This window comes from Parapedobacter lycopersici (assembly GCF_040395035.1).
In the GTDB taxonomy this organism is placed as follows: domain Bacteria; phylum Bacteroidota; class Bacteroidia; order Sphingobacteriales; family Sphingobacteriaceae; genus Parapedobacter; species Parapedobacter lycopersici_A.
The window spans coordinates 1-22,829 of the sequence record NZ_JBEBRB010000044.1; the positions used below are offsets into that span (position 1 = coordinate 1).

The 22,829-nt window shown below is 49.7% G+C and carries 23 protein-coding genes; 17 read left to right on the forward strand and 6 right to left on the reverse strand.

What is annotated here, in order from left to right; all coding sequences use genetic code 11:
• Positions 1 to 243 precede the first annotated feature (243 nt).
• Together ABWO75_RS09525 and prmC are read right to left on the reverse strand one after the other, a co-directional pair.
• Positions 244 to 1,887, reverse strand: a complete 1,644-nt coding sequence (locus tag ABWO75_RS09525) for an amidohydrolase (RefSeq protein ID WP_353184920.1) — start codon at positions 1,885 to 1,887, stop codon at positions 244 to 246.
• A 9-nt stretch (positions 1,888 to 1,896) separates the two neighbouring features.
• Entirely contained in the window at positions 1,897 to 2,766 is an 870-nt protein-coding gene (gene prmC / locus ABWO75_RS09530) for a peptide chain release factor N(5)-glutamine methyltransferase (RefSeq protein ID WP_353184922.1), read from the reverse strand.
• A gap of 68 nt (positions 2,767 to 2,834) precedes the next feature.
• Here prmC and ribD point away from each other — a divergent pair, with 68 nt between their 5' ends.
• Genes ribD through ABWO75_RS09555 form a run of 5 tightly spaced genes read left to right on the forward strand, consistent with a single transcriptional unit; the run spans position 2,835 to position 7,105 of the window.
• Complete coding sequence (ribD, locus tag ABWO75_RS09535) at positions 2,835 to 3,884, forward strand: bifunctional diaminohydroxyphosphoribosylaminopyrimidine deaminase/5-amino-6-(5-phosphoribosylamino)uracil reductase RibD (RefSeq protein WP_353184924.1); 1,050 nt, start codon at positions 2,835 to 2,837, stop codon at positions 3,882 to 3,884.
• Between the two features lie 19 nt (positions 3,885 to 3,903).
• A complete protein-coding gene (locus ABWO75_RS09540) occupies positions 3,904 to 4,785 on the forward strand; it encodes an ABC transporter permease (protein ID WP_353184926.1) in 882 nt (293 codons plus the stop codon).
• A gap of 10 nt (positions 4,786 to 4,795) precedes the next feature.
• Positions 4,796 to 5,551: an ABC transporter ATP-binding protein gene (locus tag ABWO75_RS09545; protein WP_353184928.1), complete on the forward strand. Its 756-nt coding sequence runs from the start codon at positions 4,796 to 4,798 to the stop codon at positions 5,549 to 5,551.
• Positions 5,552 to 5,595: 44 nt separating this feature from the next.
• Positions 5,596 to 6,891 (forward strand): DUF2851 family protein, encoded by a 1,296-nt coding sequence (locus ABWO75_RS09550; RefSeq protein ID WP_353184930.1) that lies wholly within the window; start codon positions 5,596 to 5,598, stop codon positions 6,889 to 6,891.
• Positions 6,884 to 7,105: a PspC domain-containing protein gene (locus ABWO75_RS09555; protein WP_257656338.1), complete on the forward strand. Its 222-nt coding sequence runs from the start codon at positions 6,884 to 6,886 to the stop codon at positions 7,103 to 7,105. Before ABWO75_RS09550 ends, ABWO75_RS09555 begins: the two co-directional genes overlap by 8 nt.
• Positions 7,106 to 7,117: 12 nt before the next feature.
• On the opposite strand, the gene ABWO75_RS09560 is transcribed toward ABWO75_RS09555, so the two are convergent.
• A complete protein-coding gene (locus ABWO75_RS09560) occupies positions 7,118 to 7,768 on the reverse strand; it encodes an ankyrin repeat domain-containing protein (RefSeq protein WP_353184932.1) in 651 nt (216 codons plus the stop codon).
• Between the two features lie 133 nt (positions 7,769 to 7,901).
• On the opposite strand from ABWO75_RS09560, the gene ABWO75_RS09565 reads away from it, so the two are divergent.
• From ABWO75_RS09565 to ABWO75_RS09605, 9 genes are all read left to right on the forward strand, one after another.
• A complete protein-coding gene (locus ABWO75_RS09565) occupies positions 7,902 to 8,477 on the forward strand; it encodes a UbiX family flavin prenyltransferase (RefSeq protein ID WP_353184934.1) in 576 nt (191 codons plus the stop codon).
• A gap of 199 nt (positions 8,478 to 8,676) precedes the next feature.
• Positions 8,677 to 9,942, forward strand: a complete 1,266-nt coding sequence (locus ABWO75_RS09570; protein WP_353184936.1) for a dihydroorotase — start codon at positions 8,677 to 8,679, stop codon at positions 9,940 to 9,942.
• Complete coding sequence (locus ABWO75_RS09575) at positions 9,939 to 10,610, forward strand: hypothetical protein (RefSeq protein WP_353184938.1); 672 nt, start codon at positions 9,939 to 9,941, stop codon at positions 10,608 to 10,610. Before ABWO75_RS09570 ends, ABWO75_RS09575 begins: the two co-directional genes overlap by 4 nt.
• Before the next feature lie 11 nt (positions 10,611 to 10,621).
• The gene (locus ABWO75_RS09580; RefSeq protein ID WP_353184940.1) at positions 10,622 to 11,221 is read left to right on the forward strand and encodes a DUF4199 domain-containing protein; all 600 of its coding nucleotides are present in this window, start codon (positions 10,622 to 10,624) and stop codon (positions 11,219 to 11,221) included.
• 42 nt (positions 11,222 to 11,263) lie between these two features.
• Positions 11,264 to 12,214 (forward strand): glycosyltransferase family 2 protein, encoded by a 951-nt coding sequence (locus ABWO75_RS09585; RefSeq protein WP_353184942.1) that lies wholly within the window; start codon positions 11,264 to 11,266, stop codon positions 12,212 to 12,214.
• A gap of 36 nt (positions 12,215 to 12,250) precedes the next feature.
• Positions 12,251 to 13,246, forward strand: coding sequence for a glycosyltransferase family 2 protein (locus tag ABWO75_RS09590; protein ID WP_353184944.1), 996 nt, complete (start codon positions 12,251 to 12,253; stop codon positions 13,244 to 13,246).
• A 68-nt stretch (positions 13,247 to 13,314) separates the two neighbouring features.
• Complete coding sequence (locus tag ABWO75_RS09595; RefSeq protein ID WP_353184946.1) at positions 13,315 to 13,587, forward strand: hypothetical protein; 273 nt, start codon at positions 13,315 to 13,317, stop codon at positions 13,585 to 13,587.
• Positions 13,584 to 14,354 carry an MBL fold metallo-hydrolase gene (locus ABWO75_RS09600; protein ID WP_353184948.1) on the forward strand — a complete coding sequence of 257 codons (771 nt, stop codon included), beginning with the start codon at positions 13,584 to 13,586 and terminating at the stop codon, positions 14,352 to 14,354. The genes ABWO75_RS09595 and ABWO75_RS09600 overlap by 4 nt, the downstream gene beginning before the upstream one ends.
• A gap of 77 nt (positions 14,355 to 14,431) precedes the next feature.
• The gene (locus ABWO75_RS09605) at positions 14,432 to 14,584 is read left to right on the forward strand and encodes a lmo0937 family membrane protein (RefSeq protein WP_353184950.1); all 153 of its coding nucleotides are present in this window, start codon (positions 14,432 to 14,434) and stop codon (positions 14,582 to 14,584) included.
• On the opposite strand, the gene ABWO75_RS09610 is transcribed toward ABWO75_RS09605, so the two are convergent.
• Both ABWO75_RS09610 and queA read right to left on the reverse strand, forming a co-directional pair.
• Positions 14,555 to 15,280 carry a 2-C-methyl-D-erythritol 4-phosphate cytidylyltransferase gene (locus ABWO75_RS09610; protein ID WP_353184952.1) on the reverse strand — a complete coding sequence of 242 codons (726 nt, stop codon included), beginning with the start codon at positions 15,278 to 15,280 and terminating at the stop codon, positions 14,555 to 14,557. The genes ABWO75_RS09605 and ABWO75_RS09610 overlap by 30 nt on opposite strands.
• A 62-nt stretch (positions 15,281 to 15,342) precedes the next feature.
• Positions 15,343 to 16,392: a tRNA preQ1(34) S-adenosylmethionine ribosyltransferase-isomerase QueA gene (queA, locus tag ABWO75_RS09615; RefSeq protein WP_353184954.1), complete on the reverse strand. Its 1,050-nt coding sequence runs from the start codon at positions 16,390 to 16,392 to the stop codon at positions 15,343 to 15,345.
• Between the two features lie 211 nt (positions 16,393 to 16,603).
• Here queA and ABWO75_RS09620 point away from each other — a divergent pair, with 211 nt between their 5' ends.
• Positions 16,604 to 17,848 (forward strand): ABC transporter permease, encoded by a 1,245-nt coding sequence (locus tag ABWO75_RS09620; protein WP_353184956.1) that lies wholly within the window; start codon positions 16,604 to 16,606, stop codon positions 17,846 to 17,848.
• A 50-nt stretch (positions 17,849 to 17,898) separates the two neighbouring features.
• Here the strand turns inward: ABWO75_RS09620 and ABWO75_RS09625 are convergent, their stop codons facing one another.
• A complete protein-coding gene (locus ABWO75_RS09625) occupies positions 17,899 to 19,104 on the reverse strand; it encodes a pyridoxal phosphate-dependent aminotransferase (RefSeq protein WP_353184958.1) in 1,206 nt (401 codons plus the stop codon).
• Positions 19,105 to 19,273: 169 nt separating this feature from the next.
• Between ABWO75_RS09625 and ABWO75_RS09630 the strand changes: the two genes are divergently transcribed.
• Positions 19,274 to 20,254 (forward strand): cation diffusion facilitator family transporter, encoded by a 981-nt coding sequence (locus tag ABWO75_RS09630; protein ID WP_353184960.1) that lies wholly within the window; start codon positions 19,274 to 19,276, stop codon positions 20,252 to 20,254.
• A 71-nt stretch (positions 20,255 to 20,325) separates the two neighbouring features.
• The gene (locus ABWO75_RS09635) at positions 20,326 to 22,719 is read left to right on the forward strand and encodes a transglycosylase domain-containing protein (RefSeq protein ID WP_353184962.1); all 2,394 of its coding nucleotides are present in this window, start codon (positions 20,326 to 20,328) and stop codon (positions 22,717 to 22,719) included.
• The last annotated feature ends 110 nt before the right edge of the window (positions 22,720 to 22,829 follow it).

Below are 22,829 nucleotides of genomic sequence, written 5' to 3' on the forward strand. Positions count from 1 at the left end.
CCCAGGACCCATACATTAAAAGTGTATTGCTCTACCAGCTGAGCTACGGAATCGTCCGTTTATACGGGTACTTTCCTGTTTTGGAAAGTGGTGCAAAGATAGGATTATCGAATGTATCGTCCAAAATAAATTTCAGATAATTTTCAGTTCGACATTAACCGGTTTTATTTCAGTGCGTAGCGTTTTGATAAACCAAAGCGGTCCGTTTTTCTGCACTTTATCAAGGCTCCGGCATTAATTATGTCAATCCCTGCGATACACCGTTTCGCCGTTAATGGCAGTGCGTAATACATCGATACCCCGTAATGATTCTTCCGGTGCAGTCATAATGTCCGTTGCTAACATGACGAAATCCGCTTTTTTTCCCACTTCAATGCTACCACGTTTATCTTCTTCGAACTTGGCGTACGCCGCCCAAGAGGTCATGCCGCGCAAAGCGGCTTCACGACTGATGGCATTTTCCGGCTGGAAACCGCCATTGGGATATCCGTTTTGGTCTACCCGGGCGATCGCGGCATGAAAGCCATATAACGGGTTAATGTGTTCCACTGGAAAATCACTTCCCAGCGCAAGTAATCCGGTTTTACTGAGCAACTGCTGATAAGCGTAGGCCCCTTTAATACGTTCAGGGCCCAGGCGGTCCGTTGCCCAGTACATATCTGAAGTCGCGTGGGTGGGCTGCACCGAGGGAATGATGTTATAAGTTTCGAATTTTTCGAAATCCTGGGGAGCAATAACCTGTGCATGTTCTATACTCCAGCGTCGATTATTTTTGCCTTGCAGATATTTGCCATATGTATTCAGAATCAGTCGGTTGGCTGAGTCGCCGATCGCATGGGTAGCCAGTTGAAAATCACTCGCTGCTACCCGGGCTATTGCCGAATCAATAGCTGCAATGCTGGATAATAGAAAACCTGAGGTAGGGACATCGGTATACGGTTCAAGTAAACAGGCCCCGCGCGAGCCGAGTGCGCCATCGGCAAACAGTTTAAACGTCCGGACCGTAAACCGTTCGCTGACATACGGCCCCTTAGCTAGGTAATGCCGTAGATTTTTTTCAGAAAGGCCGGCCATTGCATGGTTGCGGATATGCAGTGTCCCAGTAAGGTAAAGGCTGTCAAGTAGCTCGATATTCCGCTGATTAAGTCCTGCATCGCTCACTGTGGTCAATCCTACAGCGAAACACGCTGCCTCTGCCTGATGGAGCATTTGGGTAAGATCCGAAGCCGTATATTCGGGGATTTTCGAAGCTACGAGCCCCATAGCATTATCAACAAGCATTCCCGTAAGCCGGCTGTTTTTCACTTCAATAATGCCTCCGGCGACGGTCATCGGCGATTGGATGCCTGCCAGCTTAAGCGCGCGTCCATTGGCTATTGCCGCATGTCCATCAATCCGCACCAGATACACCGGGATATTCGGAAAAACTTCGTCTAGCTTTTTCCTGTCGGGAAAGGCCTTGCTTGCCCAAAGGTTCTGATCCCATCCCCGTCCCCGTATCCAGGTTGTGTTTGGGTATTCGGTTCGGAAGGCCTTCAGGCGGTCGACGACCTCTTCAAACGATTTGGCTCCTGTTAGGTCGGCCTGACCGAATGTCTGGGCGAAACCCGTGAAATGCGCATGTGCATCATAAAAGCCCGGGTAAATAGGCTTGCCGTGTGCATCTATAGTTTCCGTAGCTTTATAATTCGCCTGAATTTCAGTAGAGGTGCCGACAGCGATAAAACGACCGTTCTGTACGGCGAATGCTTCGGCCGTTGAGAAGGCACTGTCAACGGTATATACCAGGGCATTATACACAATCAGGTCGACCTGCTTCGGCCGGTCACACGATGTCGTCGCTATTGCCGCTGCAAGTAACAGGTGGCCCACACAGGATCTTGTCATCTTTCGGAGTTATGGTTTATTTGCTGCCCGTACAATACGGTCTGCTCCGTGAATATCCGAATATAGTGTTACACCCGCAAATCCTTTTTTTTCCAGCAGCTCACATACTTCTTCGCCATAGCGGCGGTTGATCTCAAAATACAGGTGTCCCGCAGTCGTCAAGTGCTTCCTCGCAAACGCCGCAATGTGCTCATAAAATAACAACGGCGTACTGTCTTCAACAAAAAGCGCCAGTCCAGGTTCGTGGGCGGCTACGTTCCGGTGCATATCCCCCCGTTCTGCCATCGTGATGTATGGCGGGTTACTCACCACAATATCAAATAACTGCGTTGCCTCAAAAATGGTGTCCCATTCCAGTATATCGGCATTTATAAACGAAATTTCTGCCGATTGCCGGGCGGCATTCTGCCGGGCAACATGTAGTGCGTCGGCGGAAATATCCAAAGCGTAGCATGCCGCCTCGGGAAATGCCAGTTTTAAGGCGATGGCGATGCAACCGCTTCCCGTGCCGATATCAATGATGCGGTGCGGTAGGCGACCAGTCACCCCGCAGGTTTGGATAATCCGTTCAACCAGCTCTTCGGTCTCCGGACGCGGTATCAATACTGATTCGTTAACCAACAGCTCCATTCCCCTGAACCAGGCATGCCCCAGTACATATTGGATAGGTTTTGCAGTCAGTAAAGCCTGTAGCCTGTCGCTTAACCAAATAAAGGTTGCGTTATCCAATACATCCGATTTCCTGCGCAAGTATTCGGATCTGGACCAGCCAAACCGGGTTTCCAGGAGCATGAAATAGATTTGCCTGATTTCATCAGCTTCATATAAATCTTTCAGCTCATTTATAAATTGCTGTTCAACGGTTGCTATACGATCCATGTATGCAAACATACACATGTGCCCGTAAATGAGGTATAATTCATCGCAATTTTAGCTAAGTTTGTACCATGCAGGAGCACGAATTATATATGCGACGTTGCCTGGAACTGGCCCAGCTTGGTGCAGGTTCAGTAAGTCCCAATCCAATGGTCGGAGCACTACTGGTACACGACGGAAAAATTATTGCCGAAAACTACCATCGCATATATGGTGGCCCGCACGCTGAAGCACTGGTAATCGAAGACGTTAAGGAAAAGTACGGCGATGCCGCTGCACACATCTTTCGGGAGTCAACAATGTATGTCAGTCTGGAACCCTGTGCGCATTACGGCAAGACACCCCCATGCGCCGGACTGCTGGTGCAGCAACAGGTTGGGCGGGTTGTCGTTGGCTGCCGGGACCCTTTTGCCGCGGTAAATGGAAAAGGAATCCAAATCTTGCAGGAGGCGGGCATTGAAGTTGTGGAAGGGGTGCTTGCCGATGAAGCGCTTTGGCTCAACAGGCGGTTTATTACCCGTATCAGGGAGCAACGTCCTTATGTCATTCTGAAATGGGCACAAACGGCCGACGGTTACTTGGCACCTGCAGATGGCTCGCAGCGATGGATTACCGGCATGGAAGCACGTCAACTGGTGCATCGCTGGCGTAGTGAAGAGGACGCGGTATTGGTAGGCGCCCGAACGGTACATGCCGACGACCCACAATTGACCGTAAGGGAATGGGAGGGACGAAACCCCAAACGCGTTATACTGGACAGACAGCTTACCGTACCGGCTACTGCACGGGTAAAGGACGGTGCCGCGGAAACCATTGTGTTCAACGATTCAAAAACCGACTGGGAGGAAAATATTAAATACATTGCCGTAGAAGATATGGACTGGTACCTGCCGCAGAAAGTATTATACCAGCTTTACCTGATGGATGTGCAGTCACTGATTGTGGAAGGAGGGCGTAAGACGCTCGATCTTTTTATTGCGGCCGGATTATGGGATGAAGCCCGGGTGTTTAGCGGGGCCGATAGCTGGGGTGAGGGAATCGAGGCACCGGTACTGCACCGCAAACCCCGAACCGTACAGGCTATCGGGAGCGACCGGCTGGAAATTTTTTATAATAAATGATAATCCATATGATTGTATAATGGATTTTTATATTGCTGCTATTATTCAAGCGCTATGCTTTGGCCCGTTAGTGATGGGACTATTTCTTTCGATGAAGATTTTTAATATTCCCGATATCACGACCGACGGAAGTTATACCCTTGGTGCCGTAATAACGGCGGTCTGCTTATCCAAAGGATACGGATTGCCAGCCACATTGATACTTTCTATGCTCGGCGGTGCGCTTGCCGGTTGCTGTACTGCTTTTATTCATACCCGGCTGCGGATCAACGCGCTGCTGGCCGGTATACTGGTGATGACCGCCCTATATTCCGTTAACCTCACCCTGCTTGGGCGGTCAAATATGCCACTGTTGTCTCATTCAACCATATTCAGTTGGTTTTCAGTATTCGCTGTCACCGACCAGAATACGCTGGCTGTTTTAATCGTTTTATCAGCCGTCCTGTTTTTCGCGATGAGTTTCATGCTTCAAAGTGATTTTGGCATTGCCATGCGGGCTACGGGCGATAGTGAGAGCATGGTCCGTGCGCAGGGAGTGAATACCGCCCGGATGAAAGTTTATGGACTAGCAATATCCAATGCCCTGGTGGCACTCAGCGGTTGTTTAATCGCGCAGTTCCAGGGATTTACTGATATTAATATGGGGATAGGTATCGTAATCAGCGGATTGGGTGCAGTGATCATCGGAGATACGCTGATCAACCTGCTGAAAATACGCGCGATTCCCCTGATGCTCGGCTGTGTGTTACTGGGTGTTATCCTATTCCAATTGATGCTGGCCGTTGCACTTGGTGCAGGCGTGGATGCCAGCATGTTAAAACTGACCACGTCATTGCTGGTCCTGTTGATCGTGGCATTGCCCCGCGTTGGAAGTACGGTCATTCAGTTAAGTAAGCGTTAATTGCCGCGCGATGTTACAGCTTCAACACATATCCAAAACATTTGACAGGGGTAAAGCCACAGAGGTAATGGCCGCGGATGGCGTAACGCTTCAGCTCGATGCGGGCAGTTACACCGTTATTGTCGGCGCCAATGGGTCGGGTAAGAGTACGCTCCTGAACCTGATAGCGGGTAGTATTTATCCAGACAGCGGAAAGATTTTGCTGAAGGGCGAGGAGATACAGCGTCTGCCGGATTACAGGCGGAGTAGGTGGGTTGCACGCGTCTTCCAGAATCCGCTGACAGGAACTGCCGCTTCGCTGAGTATTCTGGATAATTTCCGCATGGCAGCCCTGCGGAAATCCCCCAAGTGGATGAAGCACGGAGTGGATCGCCACTTTAAAACCAGCGTTGCCGAGAGGCTTGCCACACTGGGTATGGGCCTGGAGGATAAACTGACACAGGTTATGGGTACCCTAAGCGGCGGCCAACGCCAGGCAATTACATTGTTGATGACGGTGATGACCGGCGTGGATGTGCTGCTGCTTGACGAGCCGACGGCCGCACTGGACCCCCGTTCCGCGAGAGAGGTAATGGAAATTGCCGATCGCATTATCCGGGAAAACAACCTGACGGCTTTGCTGGTAACCCACAACATCAACGAAGCGCTCCATTATGGCACGCGCCTGATTCAGATGGAGAACGGTAAAGTGGTGCGCGATTTTGATAACCAATTGAAATCCAGACTTCAGCATAGCGAAGTCGTTACCTGGTTCGATTATTATTAGTCTGGTTTTCTTGTGTGATAGCATAATAATAGGTAACTTTAGGCGTGACCTTGCCTGAAAACCTGTTGCATTTTATATGGAAATACCGGCTATACCGTGTCCGGGGTATGGCCTCGGTGTCGGGAAATAACCTCGACGTCCTGGATACCGGCACGCATAATACCGATGCCGGTGCAGATTTTCACTCGGCCAGAATCCGGATAGGTATGACGGAATGGTCGGGAAACGTAGAGATTCATTGGCGTACTTCCGAATGGGAATTACATCGGCACCATTGGGATCAGGCGTATAATAATGTCATTTTGCATGTGGTGTATGAGCATGACAAGACGATTACCCGAGCCGACGGAACAATTCCGGAAACACTGGAGCTGAAACCATTGATCCCCGCACATATTCTTCCGAAATACCGTGAAATGATGGCGCATATGCACTGGATTCCCTGTGAGAAACATATTCATCGTGTTTCGTCCTTCCAACTGACTTCCTGGTTATCGAGGCTACTCGTGGAACGCTTTGAGCACCGGGTTGCTGCGGTATATCAATTGCTGGCACAGCAGCGCGGGAGCTGGGAGGACACGTGTTACCTATGGATGGCACGGAGTTTCGGCTTTAAGGTAAATGCGCCGGCATTTGAACAGCTTGCGTATGCGGTGCCGTTCAATCTGGTCGTCAGGTACCGTCATCGTCCTACGGCTATTGAAGCGCTGTTTTTTGGTCAGGCCGGCCTGCTGGATACGATTGGTTTTACGGATGATTACCCAAGGGCATTGCAGGCCGAATATGCATACCTGCGCAAGTTACACAGACTTTTACCCATGGATGCAAGTGCGTGGAAATCCATGCGTACAAGGCCGGGTAATTTCCCTTCCATGCGTATCGCTCAATTTGCCGCGTTTTGCCAACGGCTGCCGCAGTTGCTGCCGGCTATACTTGAAACCCCCACCAGGGAAATGCCCGGCGCCTTGTTTGGCGCATTACCTGTAAACCGCTACTGGAAGAACCATTACCGATTTGATGTGCCGGCAGCAGTGCACAGTACGCAACTGGGTGATCAGTCCATGGCAATCTTATTGATCAATGCCGTGGCAGTTATTTTGTTTGCGTATGGTAAATATATTGGCAAAGAAATGTATATTTACCGGGCGATTGCATTATTGGAACGGTTAAAAGCCGAGGATAATGTAATAATAAGGCGTTTTTCAACGTTAGGTGTTCAGGCAGCGCATGCTGCGGAATCGCAGGCGCTGTTACAATTGAAAGCCTGTTATTGCGACAATAAAAAATGCCTGGATTGCAGCATTGGGCTGTCCGTTATTAAATATAAGAAGGATGATTAGGCGAGTGCTCTTGTTTTTTGAACAGCGGTCATTTGGTGTATGCACCTATATCGGGGAACGTTTCGGCATATCCATATCCAAACTTCGCTTGTTTTTTATCTACACTTCGTTTCTGGCTGTCGGATTTCCGATTATCTTTTATTTCCTGGCGGGAGTAGTGTTGGATTTCCGCAACTACGTCAAGCGTATGCGCCACCGGCTTTGGGACGTATAGCCCCCATAACGCCTAGGCTTTCAGAATTTCCGCGATATCCTGATACCCTTTTTCGGCAGCTAAATCGGAAGCCGTCTTACCCATATCATTTTTGACCTCAACAAGTGCCCCGTGCTCCAGGAGTAAGATAATCAGTTCAATATTACCGATTTGGGAAGCGAGGTGTAGCGGCGTTGTGCGTGATGACTGCAACACATTAACTTCCGCGCCTGCTTCGATCAGCATTTTGGCAATGTTTTCAAACCCCGAACCAATGGCCGTGTGAAGAGGATACACCTGATAGCCATTCTGCGAGTAGGCATTGGTGTCTGCTCCTTTTGTCAATAAAAACCGCACCATATCCTCATTCCCGAAATGAGTGGCTATGCCCAGCGGCGTAAATCCATGATCCGAAACCCTGTCCAGTAAATCAGGCATGTCTTCGATCATCGCCTGTACCTGTTCCAGCTCATTTGCGGCAGCAGCTTCATGGATAGTCAGCTCATCCATATGCCGGAGCAATACTTTGATGATTTGGGGTTTATTATAGTAACACGCCAGCAGCAGCGGGGATATATCGTGGCTGGTTCGCTGTTTGCACAAGCTTGGATTTTCATTCAATAAATTGTCAATCGCCAGACTATTGCCCGCTTCAATATATTCTTCTAATAAACTAAGACTCATGTGGTTTTTCGGATACTGTTTTAAGTTATATAACACGAAATAACTAAAAAAATATGAAATGACGCTTACAATTACTTTTTTTATGCCAACCCCTCGGGCTTTTTCATAGCTTTGATGGGAAAATTCCGATATCATGTCAAGAAAAATCATCGTTTCCATCACCGGCGCAAGCGGTGCCATATATGCCAAGGTATTGTTGGATAAGCTATTGACGATCCGTGACCAATGGGAAACTGTCGGTGTCGTTATGTCGGACAATGCAAAAGACGTATGGCAGTACGAGTTGAAAAACGACGGCTACCGCCTTTACCCATTCACCTTTTACGAAAGAAATGACTTCTATGCACCTTTTGCATCCGGATCCGCAAAGTTTGATACCATGATTATATGCCCATGTTCCATGGGTACACTCGCACGGATTGCGCAGGGAATTTCGTCCGATTTAACCTCGCGGGCGGCCGACGTGATCCTGAAGGAAAAGCGGAAACTGATTCTCGTGCCCCGCGAAACGCCGCTTAGCCTGATCCACCTCCGCAACCTGCAGGCCGTTGCCGAAGCCGGCGCGATTATCTGCCCCGCAAGCCCTTCATTTTATAGCCTGCCACCTGATTTCGAGGCGCTGGCCGCTACGGTGGTTGACCGTGTTTTGGGACTGGCCGGACTTGAGGTGGGTGGCTACGAGTGGGGGGAACCCACATCGCACGGGTAGGGCCGGGCACCGGGCGTTAAATGTTAAAATAAGGTTTGCCATTGCGATGGATTTTGTACTTTTGTTCTTTAATGAACGCACTTATAGCAATAAATCCGTTAAAAGTCAGCTTTCCGGTCTTTTTCAGCACGTTATTTTATTTGCTTATTCGGTCTGTTTCATTGCCTAATCGAAAATCTGCAACCCCATTATTACATTCATGAATACGCTACTTATCAAGTCAGTCAATGTTGCCTTTCCGGGTCATCCTTTTCATAACAGGAAAGCAGACATTTTGATAGCGAAAGGTAAAATCGCCCGTATAGCATCCGAAATAACGACTGAGGTTGATGGAGTAAAGGTTGTCGATGCTGGAGATCAGTTTATCGCCCCGGGTTTTTTTGACTTAAATGCCAACTTCGGGGAACCGGGTCTCGAAACCAAAGAGGACATCATTACCGGCAGCGCGGCCGCCCTGGCGGGGGGATTCACCGGCGTCGCGGTACATCCGAACACCCAACCTCCGGTCGACAGCCATGCCGAGGTGGCACTCATTGTCAATCGCGCAAAAGCACTTCCTGTCGATGTGTATCCGATAGGTACTATCAGTAAAAGAAGGGCCGGGGAGGAATTGGCAGAACTATATGATATGAAGCTGGCCGGTGCCATTGCTTTTAGCGATGGCAATAAGCCCGTGCAGCAAGCCGGCTTAATGAGTAGGGCGCTGCTTTATAGCAAGGGTTTTGACGGACTGATTTTTTCGTATGCAGAAGACACTTCCGTTGCTGGCGGGGCAAAGATGAATGAAGGAATTACCAGCACGTACCTGGGAATGAAAGGAAACCCCAACCTGGCTGAGACATTAATGATCGCCCGCGATCTGTACCTGGCCGAGTATCACGACGCAGCAATACACTTCACCACCGTAAGCACGTCACAGGGTGTGGATCTTATCCGTCGGGCGAAAGCGCGGGGCATCCGGGTCAGCTGTGACGTGGCCGCCCATCACCTGGTGTTAACAGACGATCTGGTTGCGGGTTTTGATAGCAATTACAAGGTCAATCCACCGTTGCGCACGGAACAGGATGTGACGGCGCTGCTCGAAGGGCTGGCAGACGGCACCATTGATGCCATTGTTTCACAGCATACCCCGCATGAAGTAGAATTTAAGCATGTAGAATATGAGATTGCGGCTTATGGAATCATCGGCTTGCAAACCGTGCTGCCGTTGGCACTGCGCGCGGGACTTACACCGCATCAGCTTGTCGAAAAGCTGGCGGTTAACCCGCGGAAAATCCTAGGGCTGGACGTTCCGGCACTTGAGGAAGGGGCTGAAGCAAATTTCGTGTTGTTTAATCCCCGGGAAAAATGGATGTTTACTTCACAGCGCAACCGTTCCAAATCGGCAAATAGTCCGCTGCTGGGAACCGAACTCACTGGAAAGGTCACCTTGGTTGCAAATAACCGTCAATTGATAACGATATGATGAACCCGCATGTACAACAGGCGCTGGAAGCAGCCCTCCACACGTATGCAAAAATTGAGCGGCTGGATGCGGCTGTAATCTCGACCCAGCTCAGCTCCGTATTCAATGCCGATCTGCCTTACATGGAAAAGGTGATCGGCATGGATGCCGCATTTGATGACAGTCCACGGTTTGAAGCACTACGCGAGCCCATATTTGACCTATTGCTGATTAACTTTTTTGCTGCCGACGTAAATAAGTTGGAAGCAGACTATCTTGAGTCGGAAGAATGGGAAGCCATTGAAGACCAGACAATAGACCGGGGTACCGAGTTGCTTAATCTGCTGCTTTATTTACGTGAATGTGCCGATGAAGATATTGATCCGTACCTGGACGATTACCTCAAGGAATTTCTATTGGTGGATGAAGATGAATTCCAGGACGAACACCGGATTTATGAGCCGGTGATCGCTAATCAGTTGCTTGTCGACAGTTCATATGAAGCCATTGCGAAGGCGGCGCGTCAGTTGCCGGAAAACCAGGAATTGGCGGAATTTTTCTATTCCCTGATGGGATTTTTTTACGAGCCCAATCCATCGGAACAGGATTGGACAGCTTATGTGAACGCCAGTAAAAACCCGGCATTTGATGCCGCCATGTATAAACTGATTACCCAATACAATCATTAAATCTAAAGATTATGACAATTAACCCAAACGCAGAGGCAACGGCACCTAACGCCAAGCGGGCCGCCATCAATAATGCATTGATCTGGGCGGCCATCAACATTATCATTTTTTTGTTGATTTATTACGCAGCACCGTCATTAATGGGCAATTTCGCCTATGGCCTTATCCAGTTGGCCATTGGCATCGGACTTGCCATTTACTTTACACTTGATTTACGCAGAAAGGCCGGCGGCTATTGGTCGTTCCGGGAGGCATTGAGCAATATTTTTGTCATGTTCATCGTTCAGGTAGTTGTTGTCACCCTGTTTACTACGGCATTTGCAAAATGGATCGAACCGTCCTATGCAGATACCATGCGTGAAATTTCGCTGAATGCGACAACGCGGATGGCGGAAACATTATCTTCTGATCAGGACCAGATTGATAAAATCATCGAGGAAGCGGAAAAAAGCATTGAAAAACAGGTTAATCCCGGCTTTATGGATGTCGTGCAAGGACTGGCTATTGCGGCTATTTTCTATTTTGTCGGTGCGCTGATCTTCGCGGCTATTTTTAAGCGGGAGCGGCCGGTATTTGCACCGGTAACAGAAGAAGGCGACGAAGAAGTTTAATGCCGGCGTGATGCAATGATGGACAATTCCTGTAACCATGCTATGGATATTTCAGTAGTCATTCCTTTATACAACGAAGCTGAATCTTTGCCGGAACTAACGGCTTGGATTAAGCGGGTGATGGACGACAACCGGTTCAGTTATGAAATCATTCTGATCGACGATGGCAGTACAGACGGATCATGGATGATCATCGAGGGACTGAAAGCGAAAAATCCAAAGATAACCGCCGTGAAGTTCCGTAGGAATTACGGTAAATCGGCGGCACTCAATGTCGGGTTTACGGTAGCCCAGGGGGATGTGGTGATTACGATGGATGCCGACCTACAGGACAGTCCGGATGAGATTCCCGAATTGTACCGGCGGATTACCCAAGAGGATTTTGACCTGGTTTCCGGGTGGAAGCAGAAACGCCACGATCCGCCTTCGAAAACCGTGCCCACCAAACTGTTTAATTCCGTTACGCGGAGCATGTCGGGCATACACAACCTGCACGATTTCAATTGCGGGTTAAAAGCCTATAAAAAGGACGTGGTAAAAAGTATCGAGGTGTACGGCGAGATGCATCGCTATATCCCGGTAATCGCCAAGTGGGCCGGGTTTTCGCGCATTGGTGAGCAGGTAGTGCTGCACTACCCAAGAAAATACGGCAAAACAAAATTCGGACCCGGCAGGTTCGTCAAGGGATTTCTGGATCTGTTGTCGATTTTCTTCGTTGGTAAATTCGGTAAGCGGCCGATGCATTTTTTCGGGACGATGGGTGTGCTCAGCTTTCTCGCAGGTTTTATCATCGCCGCCTGGCTGATTGTAGAAAAACTGATCAGCATATCCAACCATACGTCATACCGGAATGCTACGGACCAGCCGTTGTTTTTTTTCGCACTGATTGCAATCATTATCGGCACGCAATTGTTCCTGACCGGATTTATAGCGGAGCTGATTTCCCGTAATGGGTCTGAGCGCAACAGCTACCAGATTGAAAAAGTGATATAAGCCGGCCGGTAAATGAAGCACCGCAGATCCTGATCCATGTTTTTTTCCATTATCATCCCGTTATACAACAGGCCACAGGAAATCGATGAACTGTTGCATTCGTTGCTGCAGCAACAATACACACAGTTTGAGGTGCTGGTCATTGAAGATGGCTCCACCCGCGACGCGCGAGCGATCGTGGAAGGCTATAAAGGTCAGTTGGACATACATTATTACGCAAAGCCAAATGAAGGGCAGGGGTTTACCCGCAATTACGGTTTCCAGCGGGCAACAGGCGACTATTTTGTCATATTTGATTCCGATTGCCTGATTCCGCCCGACTACCTGTCCAACGTAAAGGCCTTTCTGAATAAAACACCACTGGACGCCTATGGCGGTCCCGATGCGGCACATGCGTCCTTCACGCCCGTTCAGAAAGCCATTAGTTATGCAATGACGTCGCCCTTTACCACAGGTGGAATCCGCGGCAATAAAAAACATATCGGTGTATTCCACCCCCGGAGTTTCAATATGGGCGTGTCTCGAAAAGCCTGGGAGCAGGTGGGGGGCTTTAAACTGACCCGGCTGGGCGAAGATATTGAATACAGTATCCGAATCCACTCGGCGGGGTTAAAAATAGGCTTGATCCCCGAGGCGGTGGTATACCATAAACGGCGCACCAATTTTAAGCAGTTTTATAAGCAACTGCATTTTTTTGGCAGAGCGCGGATCAATATTTACAAGCATTTTCCCGCCGAGCTCAAACCCGTTCATTTTTTCCCTGCATTGTTCGTGCTGTGTTTGACCCTGCTGATCGTGCTGAATTTATACCGGGCAATGGCAGGCCCGGATAGCATACAATTGCTGCTTGCGCTGTGCGGACTTGGTAATCTGCTTCTTGTCGGCTATACCGTACTTCTCTTTTTCCATGCGTTATGGCGCGTCCGGAGCGCCTACATTGCTGTACTTAGCGTAATCGCGGCTTATATTCAATTGACGGCCTATGGCCTGGGTTTTATACAGGATTTTTGCCGACGTGTCATATTCCGGTAATGTGGATAAAACACTTTGGGAATTTAGGAGATGTATCGTAATTTGCCGCATTGATTTAATATAAACCATTGCTTCCGAATACACAACATAGCCTGGATAAACTCGAATCGCTGCTGCGCGACCTCGGATACCGGGTGCGGTATGAAAAAGGGAACTTTAGAACCGGTGCCTGCATGCTGCAGGCCAATAAAATGGTAGTGGTTAACCGATTCTCTAACCTGGAGATGAAAATAAACGCGTTAACCGGGCTTCTACAGGGAATAAATACGGAAAGCGAGGCCCTCAGCGATAAACAAAAGCAGTTTTTACGAAGCATCAAACAAACGAAACTAACAATTTGACAGTTAAATTTTTAGGGACAGGTACTTCCCAGGGGGTTCCGGTAATTGCATGCGACTGCCGCGTATGTACCTCGCCCGACCCGAAAGATAAGCGACTACGCTCATCCATTCTGGTTGAGCTGAACAACCGGAACATCGTCATTGATACCGGGCCTGATTTCCGTTATCAGATGCTGCGGGAACAGGTAACCCGGCTGGACGCTATTCTCTTTACTCATTCACATAAGGACCATGTTGCCGGACTGGATGACGTGCGTGCGTTTAATCGGCAAAAAGGGGGGGCAATTGACATTTACGGTACTACGGAAGTACACGAGGCCCTGGAACGGGAGTTTTATTATGCCTTTTCCGCAAAAAAATACCCCGGGGTACCCCAACTGGAGCTGCATCAGATTACCACGGCGCCCTTTCCACTATTTGGCGCCATGATACAGCCGATCGAAGTGATGCACTACATGATGCCTGTACTGGGCTTCCGCATCGGGGATTTTACTTATATCACCGATGCCAAGACGGTTGCCGAACCGGAAGCCGAGAAAATAAAGGGGACAAAAATACTCGTGGTCAATGCGTTGCAGCGCGACCCGCATATTTCCCATTTCACGCTGGATGAGGCGGTGGCGTTTGCGCAGCAAGTGGGTGCCGAGCAGACCTATTTTACCCACATCAGCCACAGACTGGGGAGGCACGAAGAAGTACAGCGCGAATTGCCAAGCGGCATCTCCCTTGCATATGACGGCTTGATACTAACCGGATTGCACGCGTAATCCAATACCACACACCAAACATTTTTCCCATACGCCTGTTGATAAGGGTGAAGATTAATCATTAACCTTATAATGCTATGGGAAATTTATTGTATTTCATTGCGGTCATCCTGGTTATCGCCTGGGCGATCAGTTATTTTGGTGGGTATTACACCGGCGGCATCATCCACGTATTGTTGGTTATCGCAATAATAGCGATTCTATTGCGCGTAATCCGGGGAGCTGCCTGACCGGCGGATGGTTAGTAGCCGTTCGGCTATCAACAGATCCTCCGGAAAAGTAATTTTGATATTGCAGGCGTCCCCAGGCACCAATGTGATGGGGATGCCTGTTTTTTCTACTACCGAAGCGTCGTCGGTGCAGGTGCTGTCTTCGGGCCGTTCGTAAGCCTGAAAAAGATCCGTTGCCCTGAAGGTCTGCGGAGTCTGCATCAGGTGAACTTTTTCCCTTGGGTAGGAGAATGTCCCTGAACCGTCCAATTGTTCAATCCGGACGGAATTGCTGCTCGGCACTGCCAGTGCCGCATTTCCGGTACGCGCAGCCTCCGCATACAACAAATCAATTAAATCGGGATTAATCAATGGCCTTACGGCATCATGTACGGCGATAAGCGCTCCGGAAGCCGCTCCGCCCATCAGCCTGATCGCCTCCAGCCCGTTTCTCACGCTCTCAAACCGGCTCTCGCCGCCCGCAACAAGGCTATGCTGTACCTGAAAATGGTGGGTGTTGCAAAGCAAGCGCCATTGCTCCTGCATTGATGGATGAAGCACCAGCACCAGGTGCGGAGTACACTTGCTCCGCTGAAAAGCCAGTAACGTGTGCATCATTACCGGCAGCCCGTTAAGCGGCATGAATTGCTTGGGAACATCGGAACCCATACGGCTTCCCGTTCCCCCCGCAACGATTATGGCATAATGAATGGTCATCTCCGAACGCGGGCACTGCGCATGCAGGATCAGTTAAAATCCTGTAATTCCCAGTCCCGTATTTATATAATCAGCATGGCATCCCCGTAGCTGTAAAACCGGTATTTCTCCTTAACAGCTACTTCGTACGCGTGCATTACATGCTCATAACCACCAAAGGCAGCAATCATAACCAGCAATGTTGACTCCGGCGTATGGAAGTTGGTAATCATACTGTCGGCAATACTGAAATCATAGGGAGGATAAATGAATTTACTCGTCCACTCGTTAGCCGGTTTCAGGTGCCTGTCGGCCGATACCGAAGATTCAATGGCACGCATGGAAGTAGTACCGACAGCGCATACCCGCTTTTTTGTGTCTATCGCTCTGTTTACCGTATTGGCCGCTTCCGGTGTGATGATAAACTGTTCGGAATCCATTTTATGCTTGGTAAGGTCTTCCACCTCCACTGTACGGAATGTTCCCAATCCGACGTGTAGCGTAATTTCCGCAAAATCCACACCTTTAAGCTCAAAACGCTTCATCAATTCCCGGCTGAAATGCAATCCTGCCGTAGGAGCCGCCACGGCACCCTCGTGCTTGGCAAAAATGGTCTGGTAACGGAATTTATCTTCCGGGGTGGCTTTACGCTTAATGTATTTCGGCAGTGGGGTTTCCCCCAGAATTTCGATATTCCGGCGGAATTCTTCGTCGCTGCCGTCAAACAAAAACCGGATGGTACGGCCACGGGAGGTAGTGTTGTCCACTACTTCGGCAACCAGCAGGTCATCCTCGCCAAAATAAAGCTTGTTACCCACCCGTATTTTCCGGGCCGGGTCTACCAATACATCCCACAGGCGGAGCTCCTTATTCAGCTCACGCAATAAAAACACTTCAATCGTTGCCCCTGTTTTCTCTTTATTGCCGTACATGCGGGCCGGAAAAACCTTCGTGTTATTCAGGATCAAAACGTCTTTATCGTCGAAATAATTCAGGACATCCTTGAATATTTTGTGTTCTATTTTCCCGGTTTTGCGGTCGAGGACCATCAAGCGCGACTCGTCCCGGCTTTCGCTGGGCTCGTTTGCAATGAGTGATTCGGGGAGATTGAATTTAAATTGAGATAGCTTCATTGTTGATGCAGTTATATAGGAGGCCGTCCGATGCCGTATGCCGTTTTTTGAGGGATACCCTGGGGAATTCCCTTCGGACAATACCAAGTAAATTAGCGCGCAAATTTATGAAATTATTTTGGTAATATGATGAGGGTTTCGCAGTTTTATAGCCGGTGACAGCGCCCCATTTTTTTATGTAACTTTTGTTGACCCCATACGTCTATAGAACATGTTGTTTCTGAAGCTAATCGGTGAGAGTTTTGGTTTCGCGTTTTCCGCCCTGCGTGAAAACCGTACCCGGACGCTGTTATCCCTGCTGGGTGTAACCATCGGGATCCTAATTATTATCGGCGTTTTCTCCGCGGTAGACACCTTGCGGGCAAACCTCGAAAGCAGCGTCGAGAAGCTCGGAAGCAAAACCATCTACGTGATGAAATGGCCATGGGACGGCGGCCCCGATTTTCCCTGGTGGCAGTACGTCAACCGGCCCGAGCCGGACCTGCGGGATTACGAGGCGCTGAAGGAACGGATGACCACCGCAGAAGCCGTTTCATTTTCCATTGATATCGGAAACCGTACCGTGCAGTATTTCAACAACAACGTGTCGGGCGTTACCGTTACGGCTACTTCGCATGAACTGTATGACATCCGGAACCTGGAAATACAGGACGGGAGGTATTTTACCGAAATCGAGTCCAGCCGGGGCAGTACCGTGGCCGTGATCGGTGCAACCATAGCCGAAGGACTTTTTCCCAACGCCGATCCAATCGGCAAGGAAGTTTCAGTGTTGGGCCGGAGGATAACGGTCATCGGTGTTTTCAAAAAGGAAGGGGAGGGAATGATCTTCGACGTTTCCATGGATAACGTGGTGATGATTCCGCTTAATCTCGGTCGTAATCTCGTAAATATCAGGCGTTACAGTCCGGCTATTATGGTGAGTGCCCGTCCCGCAATCTCACTGGAAGAAACCGAGAGCGAATTACGGGGTGTCATGCGGTCCATTCATCGGCTAAGCCCGCAGCAGCAGGACGACTTTTCGCTGAATAAAACAACGGTGATTACTGCGCAACTGGATTCCATGTTCAAGGTAATCAACCTGGCCGGTGGATTTATCGGTATCTTCTCCATCCTGGTAGGGGGATTTGGCATCGCAAACATCATGTTCGTGTCGGTGAAGGAGCGTACCCACATCATCGGCATACAAAAGTCATTGGGTGCAAAAAATTATTTTATCCTTTCCCAGTTTCTCATTGAAGCCATTGCGCTGTGCGTAATCGGCGGATTTATGGGGTTATCCATCGTCTACCTGCTTGCCTTCCTGGTCAAGCTGGTCTTTGGTTTGGGGATAGTCGTGAATTTGGGGATGGTTATGCTTACGGTGTTGCTGTCTACCCTGATCGGACTGGTAGCGGGTATCGTGCCCGCAGCCATGGCTGCACGGCTTAACCCGGTAGAGGCGATCCGAAGCAAGTAATTGTCCGGATCGCCATAATAATATAAAAACCTGCGCGGGTCGCTCTTTCCTTAGCTCAGTTTAGCCAGGCCTTCCTTAATGCGCCGCAATGCTTCTTTCAGGTTTTCGTCCGATGCCGCATAGGACAACCGGATGTAATTATTGTTCCCAAAGGAGTCGCCGCCCACGGTAGCCACATGGGCCTCATTTAAGAGATAAAGCGCCAGGTCACCCGAATCTTTGATGACATTTCCCTGCGGGTCTTTTTTTCCGAAAAACGAGCTGATGTCCGGGAAAAAGTAAAATGCACCTTCCGGCAGGTTCGTCTTTACGCCGGGGATTTCCTTCAGCAGGTTGTACACCAGGTCCCTGCGGCGTGCAAATGCGTCTTTCATCTGCAATACGCTGTCCAGCCCCTGCGCATAAGCGGCAATGCCTGCCCGTTGGGCAATGGAACAGGTTCCCGAGGTGGTTTGTCCCTGCAGTTTGTCATTAGCTGCCGCTATTTCTTTACTGGCTGCCAGGTAGCCCAGGCGCCAGCCCGTCATCGCAAATGCCTTGGAAAAACCGTTGATCAGGATTACGCGGTCTTTAATGCTATCAAACTGCGCAATGGACTCATGCTGTCCGATGAAATTAATGTGCTCATAAATCTCGTCGGAAATAATATAAATGTCGGGATGTTTCTCAAATACGCGTACAAGCCCTTCCAGTTCCGCTTTGCTGTATACGCTGCCCGTGGGGTTGCACGGCGAAGAAAACATGAAAAGCTTGCTTTTCGGTGTAATCGCAGCCTCCAGCTCTTCGGGCGTGATCTTAAAATCGCTTTCGATGGTTGTATTAATGAATACCGACTTGCCTTCCGCAAGTGTGACCATCTCCGAATAGGATACCCAGTAGGGGGTGGGGATGATGACCTCATCGCCCGGATTGATCAGGGTCAGTATCGCATTGGAAAGCGATTGTTTGGCCCCGGTCGATACCACGATCTGCGAGGCATCATAGTCCAGGTTGTTTTCTTCCTTTAGCTTCTTCACGATAGCCTTGCGGAGATCCGGATACCCCGGTACGGGTGAATAGCGGGTGTAATTTTCATCCAGCGCCTGCTTGGCTGCGGCCTTTACATGGTCCGGAGTGTGAAAATCAGGTTCCCCTACGCTGAGGCTAATGACGTGAACGCCTTTTTCCGCGAGTTCACGGCCAAGTTTGGTCATTTTTAAGGTGGCCGATTCGGACAGATTATTTATCCTATCGGAAAGAATAGAAGATGTGCTCATGGTGGACAAAATTAGGCAAAGTTGGCGATTCCAACAACAATTATTATTTGTCGGAAATGCGGATTTTCCGGATGTTGCCGCATTGTTTTATGCGTGGGTGTGCGTGGCATTCGTTATCTTTGCCTTCCAACGTTCGAACGATTGTCTTGCGTAAACAGAAAAATTTATTTTGGGTAAGCAGAAAAACATAATCCGACTCGCACTGGCTGCCGGTATTCTGCTGATGCTGATAAAATTCGGTGCCTATCTATTAACGAACTCCAACGCGGTCCTCACCGATGCCATGGAAAGCATCGTCAATGTCGTGGCCTCCGGATTTGCTTTTTACAGCATCCACCTGGCGGCCAGGCCGCGCGATCAGAACCATCCGTACGGGCACGGCAAGGTGGAATTTTTCTCCGTATTCCTTGAAGGCGGGTTAATTTTCATCGCCGGGATGCTGATCCTGGCCAAGGCAGTGTATAATATTTTTTTTCCGGAAACAGTGGGCAACCTGATCGGGGGCATGGGACTGCTGGCGTTTACCGGGGTAGTTAATTTTGTACTGGGTACATACATGGTCACCCAGAGTAAATCACTTAATTCACTGACACTGCTTGCCGACGGCAGGCACCTGCAGACCGATGCGTATAGTACGGTCGGACTTTTGGTGGGACTGTTCCTGATGTATATCACCGGATTCGCATGGATCGATATCGTACTTTCACTGGGGCTGGGTACGTATATCCTGATCAGCGGGTATAAGCTCCTGCGCCGGTCCATCGCCGGATTGATGGATGAATCCGACATGAAACTGCTGCGAAAGGTAGCCAATATATTACAACGGCACCGGAAAGACGATTGGATTGATGTGCACAACCTGCGTGTGCAGCGTTATGGACATGAGCTGCATATCGATTGCCATGTTACCTTACCCAATTATTACGATCTCAACAAGGTACACGACGAGGTATCGCGCATTGATGCCGTGATAAACAGTAACCTGCACAGCAATACCGAATTATTTATCCATGCCGACCCCTGTATACCGGCATGCTGCAAGTATTGCCGGGTTAAAAATTGTCCTATCCGCTCGGAAGCGCAGCAAGTGGATCACGTGTGGGACGAGGAGCGACTGGGTAAAAATGAAAAGCATTTTGAAAACGGGTAACCGCTCATTGGTGGCCGAATTTTAACATTTTTGATAGCCGCATTGCAAAAACAATTCTTCATCTTTACCTGATGTTTAAAGAAATACGGAACAAGTATTTACGATATACCCTGATCGGCGGCTACGCTATCATTATTTTCATCTGTGCCGTTGAAATTAATTTCCTGTGGCTGTTCGGATATTCTCCCACGTCCCGCGATATCAGTATGCCGGCACAGCACGTTGCTTCGGAGCTTTACACGGCCGACAGTGTACTGATCGGACGCTATTTCAAGGAAGACCGCTCGCCGGTGCCCTATGACAGTATTTCACCCAACGTCACCAACGCGCTGATCGCAACCGAGGACATCCGGTTTTTCCAGCACCACGGAGTGGATTTCCGTGCCGTATTCTCCAGTTTGCTGTCCACGGCGCAGGGTGATCGGAGAGGGGCAAGTACCATCACCCAGCAGCTGGCGAAAAACCTATACCGTACCCGGTATGACCAAGCCGAAGGACTGCTGGGAAGTATACCCGGCATCGGACTGGTAATCAATAAATTCAAGGAATGGATGACGGCCTATAAGCTGGAAAGCAAGTACAGCAAAGAGTCCATCATCACGATGTACCTGAATACGGTTTCCTTCAGCAACAACGCATACGGCATTAAAACGGTGGCGAAGCGCTATTTCAATAAACAGCCGTCGGAACTGACGGCCGCGGAAGCGGCCGTACTCATCGGCATGCTTAAAGGAACCACATTATATAATCCGGTGCGCAATCCGGATCGGTCTGTCGAACGGCGCAATATCGTGCTCAGCCAGATGCAGAAAGCCGGGTTCCTTTCAGCCGAAGCCTATCAGGAGGCCCGGGCAACGCCGCTTCGGTTAAGTTTCGGTACGGAAGAGGAAGCCGCCCGGGAAGACTCCTACCTGCGCGCTGCTGTTGAAAAATGGCTGGAGGCATGGTGCGCCGAAAATGGATATGACATCTACGAGGACGGGTTGAAGATCTATACCACCATTGATTCCCGCATGCAGCGCCACGCCGAGGAAACCGTTGCCGAACAGATGAAAACCCTCCAACGTCGACTGGAAAACGCGTGGCAGGGCGAGATTCCGTGGCGCAATTCCAACGGGGAAGTAATCGATGGCTTCCTGGAAAACCTGGCCTCGCGTACCAGCTACTACCGCCAGTTAGATGAACGCTATAAAGGCAATAAAGACAGCATATTCCATTACCTCAACCAGCCCAAAACCATGCAGGTGTTCACTTGGGACGGGCCCCGGGAGGTGCAGTATTCCAGTATGGATTCGCTGGCCCATTATGCCATGATGCTGAATGCGGGAATGATGTCCATGGATCCGTATAATGGCGAAATAAAAGTCTGGGTGGGCGGGATTAACCACCAGTATTACCAATACGACCACGTATTCCAGGCAAAGCGCCAGGCAGGCTCTACATTCAAGCCCTTTGCCTACCTTGCCGCGCTGGAGGCGGGCATGTCCCCATGTGATAAATATGTGGATAAGGCCGTCCGGATTACGTATACGGAGAAAGGCGAAGAAAAGGTGTGGGAACCGAAAAATGCCGACTGGGTGTTCAGTGGCCGCGATATGTCGTTACGCTGGGCCATGGGAAAATCGGTAAATTCCATTACAGCGCAGATCACAGAAGAGGTCGGCTGGGATAAGGTGGTGGATGCAGCCAAACGCAGCGGCATCACCAGCCCGCTGGCTTCCGTACCCTCGGTTAGCCTGGGCTCCAATGACGTCAGTGTCTTTGAAATGGTCAACGCATACGCAACCTTTATGAATAAGGGCCGGCGCGTCGATCCGATACTGGTATCCCGGATTGTTGCAATGGATGGCCGCACGGTCGCCACATTTAAACCCCGGGACACCCAGGTAATCAGCGAGGAAGTCGCCTGGTTGATGACCTACATGCTCCGGGGAAGTATGGAAGAGCCGGAGGGCACCTCGCAGGCCTTATGGGAATGGGACTTATGGAAAGACAATAATCAGATCGGCGGAAAAACGGGCACCTCATCCGATTATGTGGATGGCTGGTATATGGGGGTTACGAAAGATTTGGTGACCGGTGTTTGGGTGGGATGCGACGAACGCAGCATTCATTTTAAAAACTCCCAGACCGGCGAAGGCTCCCGCACAGCATTGCCTATTTTTGGTAAATACATGGAGAAGCTATACCGTGATAATGCCCTGGGATACACTTATGGCCCGTTCCCGGAAGCCGGTGTGCCGATAAACCGGCAATACAATTGTCCCAGCCCACGCATCATCCACCGCGACAGTACGCAGACCGACAGCATTTCGCCGCTTCAGCTGCCCGACTCGCCGGTGCTGGAAGAACCCCTTGATATGGAGGAGCTGAAGCGGCAGCTTGATGGCAGCAGGCAGATCACGTCCGTGGGCAAAACCAAAGGAGGGGTAACAGCATGGTACCGGCCGGCACGCAACGGCTGACTGAAAACAAATAGCATGATGATTATTAAACCATTTTACCGATATTCGTTCTAATTTTACGTTCAAAAACTATCTCAGCTGACGTTCCATGACACATTTTCGTATCAACA

What these genes read in the sequence shown, in the direction of transcription:
- queA (WP_353184954.1), bottom strand. Translation starts at nt 16,392, where the DNA reads ATGAAGCTATCTCAATTTAAATTCAATCTCCCCGAATCACTCATTGCA.
- ABWO75_RS09585 (WP_353184942.1), top strand. Translation starts at nt 11,264, where the DNA reads ATGGATATTTCAGTAGTCATTCCTTTATACAACGAAGCTGAATCTTTG.
- ABWO75_RS09565 (WP_353184934.1), top strand. Translation starts at nt 7,902, where the DNA reads ATGTCAAGAAAAATCATCGTTTCCATCACCGGCGCAAGCGGTGCCATA.
- ribD (WP_353184924.1), top strand. Translation starts at nt 2,835, where the DNA reads ATGCAGGAGCACGAATTATATATGCGACGTTGCCTGGAACTGGCCCAG.
- ABWO75_RS09625 (WP_353184958.1), bottom strand. Translation starts at nt 19,104, where the DNA reads ATGAGCACATCTTCTATTCTTTCCGATAGGATAAATAATCTGTCCGAA.
- ABWO75_RS09555 (WP_257656338.1), top strand. Translation starts at nt 6,884, where the DNA reads ATGATTAGGCGAGTGCTCTTGTTTTTTGAACAGCGGTCATTTGGTGTA.
- ABWO75_RS09620 (WP_353184956.1), top strand. Translation starts at nt 16,604, where the DNA reads ATGTTGTTTCTGAAGCTAATCGGTGAGAGTTTTGGTTTCGCGTTTTCC.
- ABWO75_RS09610 (WP_353184952.1), bottom strand. Translation starts at nt 15,280, where the DNA reads ATGACCATTCATTATGCCATAATCGTTGCGGGGGGAACGGGAAGCCGT.
- ABWO75_RS09575 (WP_353184938.1), top strand. Translation starts at nt 9,939, where the DNA reads ATGATGAACCCGCATGTACAACAGGCGCTGGAAGCAGCCCTCCACACG.
- ABWO75_RS09525 (WP_353184920.1), bottom strand. Translation starts at nt 1,887, where the DNA reads ATGACAAGATCCTGTGTGGGCCACCTGTTACTTGCAGCGGCAATAGCG.
- ABWO75_RS09540 (WP_353184926.1), top strand. Translation starts at nt 3,904, where the DNA reads ATGGATTTTTATATTGCTGCTATTATTCAAGCGCTATGCTTTGGCCCG.
- ABWO75_RS09635 (WP_353184962.1), top strand. Translation starts at nt 20,326, where the DNA reads ATGTTTAAAGAAATACGGAACAAGTATTTACGATATACCCTGATCGGC.
- ABWO75_RS09560 (WP_353184932.1), bottom strand. Translation starts at nt 7,768, where the DNA reads ATGAGTCTTAGTTTATTAGAAGAATATATTGAAGCGGGCAATAGTCTG.
- ABWO75_RS09580 (WP_353184940.1), top strand. Translation starts at nt 10,622, where the DNA reads ATGACAATTAACCCAAACGCAGAGGCAACGGCACCTAACGCCAAGCGG.
- prmC (WP_353184922.1), bottom strand. Translation starts at nt 2,766, where the DNA reads ATGGATCGTATAGCAACCGTTGAACAGCAATTTATAAATGAGCTGAAA.
- ABWO75_RS09545 (WP_353184928.1), top strand. Translation starts at nt 4,796, where the DNA reads ATGTTACAGCTTCAACACATATCCAAAACATTTGACAGGGGTAAAGCC.
- ABWO75_RS09590 (WP_353184944.1), top strand. Translation starts at nt 12,251, where the DNA reads ATGTTTTTTTCCATTATCATCCCGTTATACAACAGGCCACAGGAAATC.
- ABWO75_RS09570 (WP_353184936.1), top strand. Translation starts at nt 8,677, where the DNA reads ATGAATACGCTACTTATCAAGTCAGTCAATGTTGCCTTTCCGGGTCAT.
- ABWO75_RS09605 (WP_353184950.1), top strand. Translation starts at nt 14,432, where the DNA reads ATGGGAAATTTATTGTATTTCATTGCGGTCATCCTGGTTATCGCCTGG.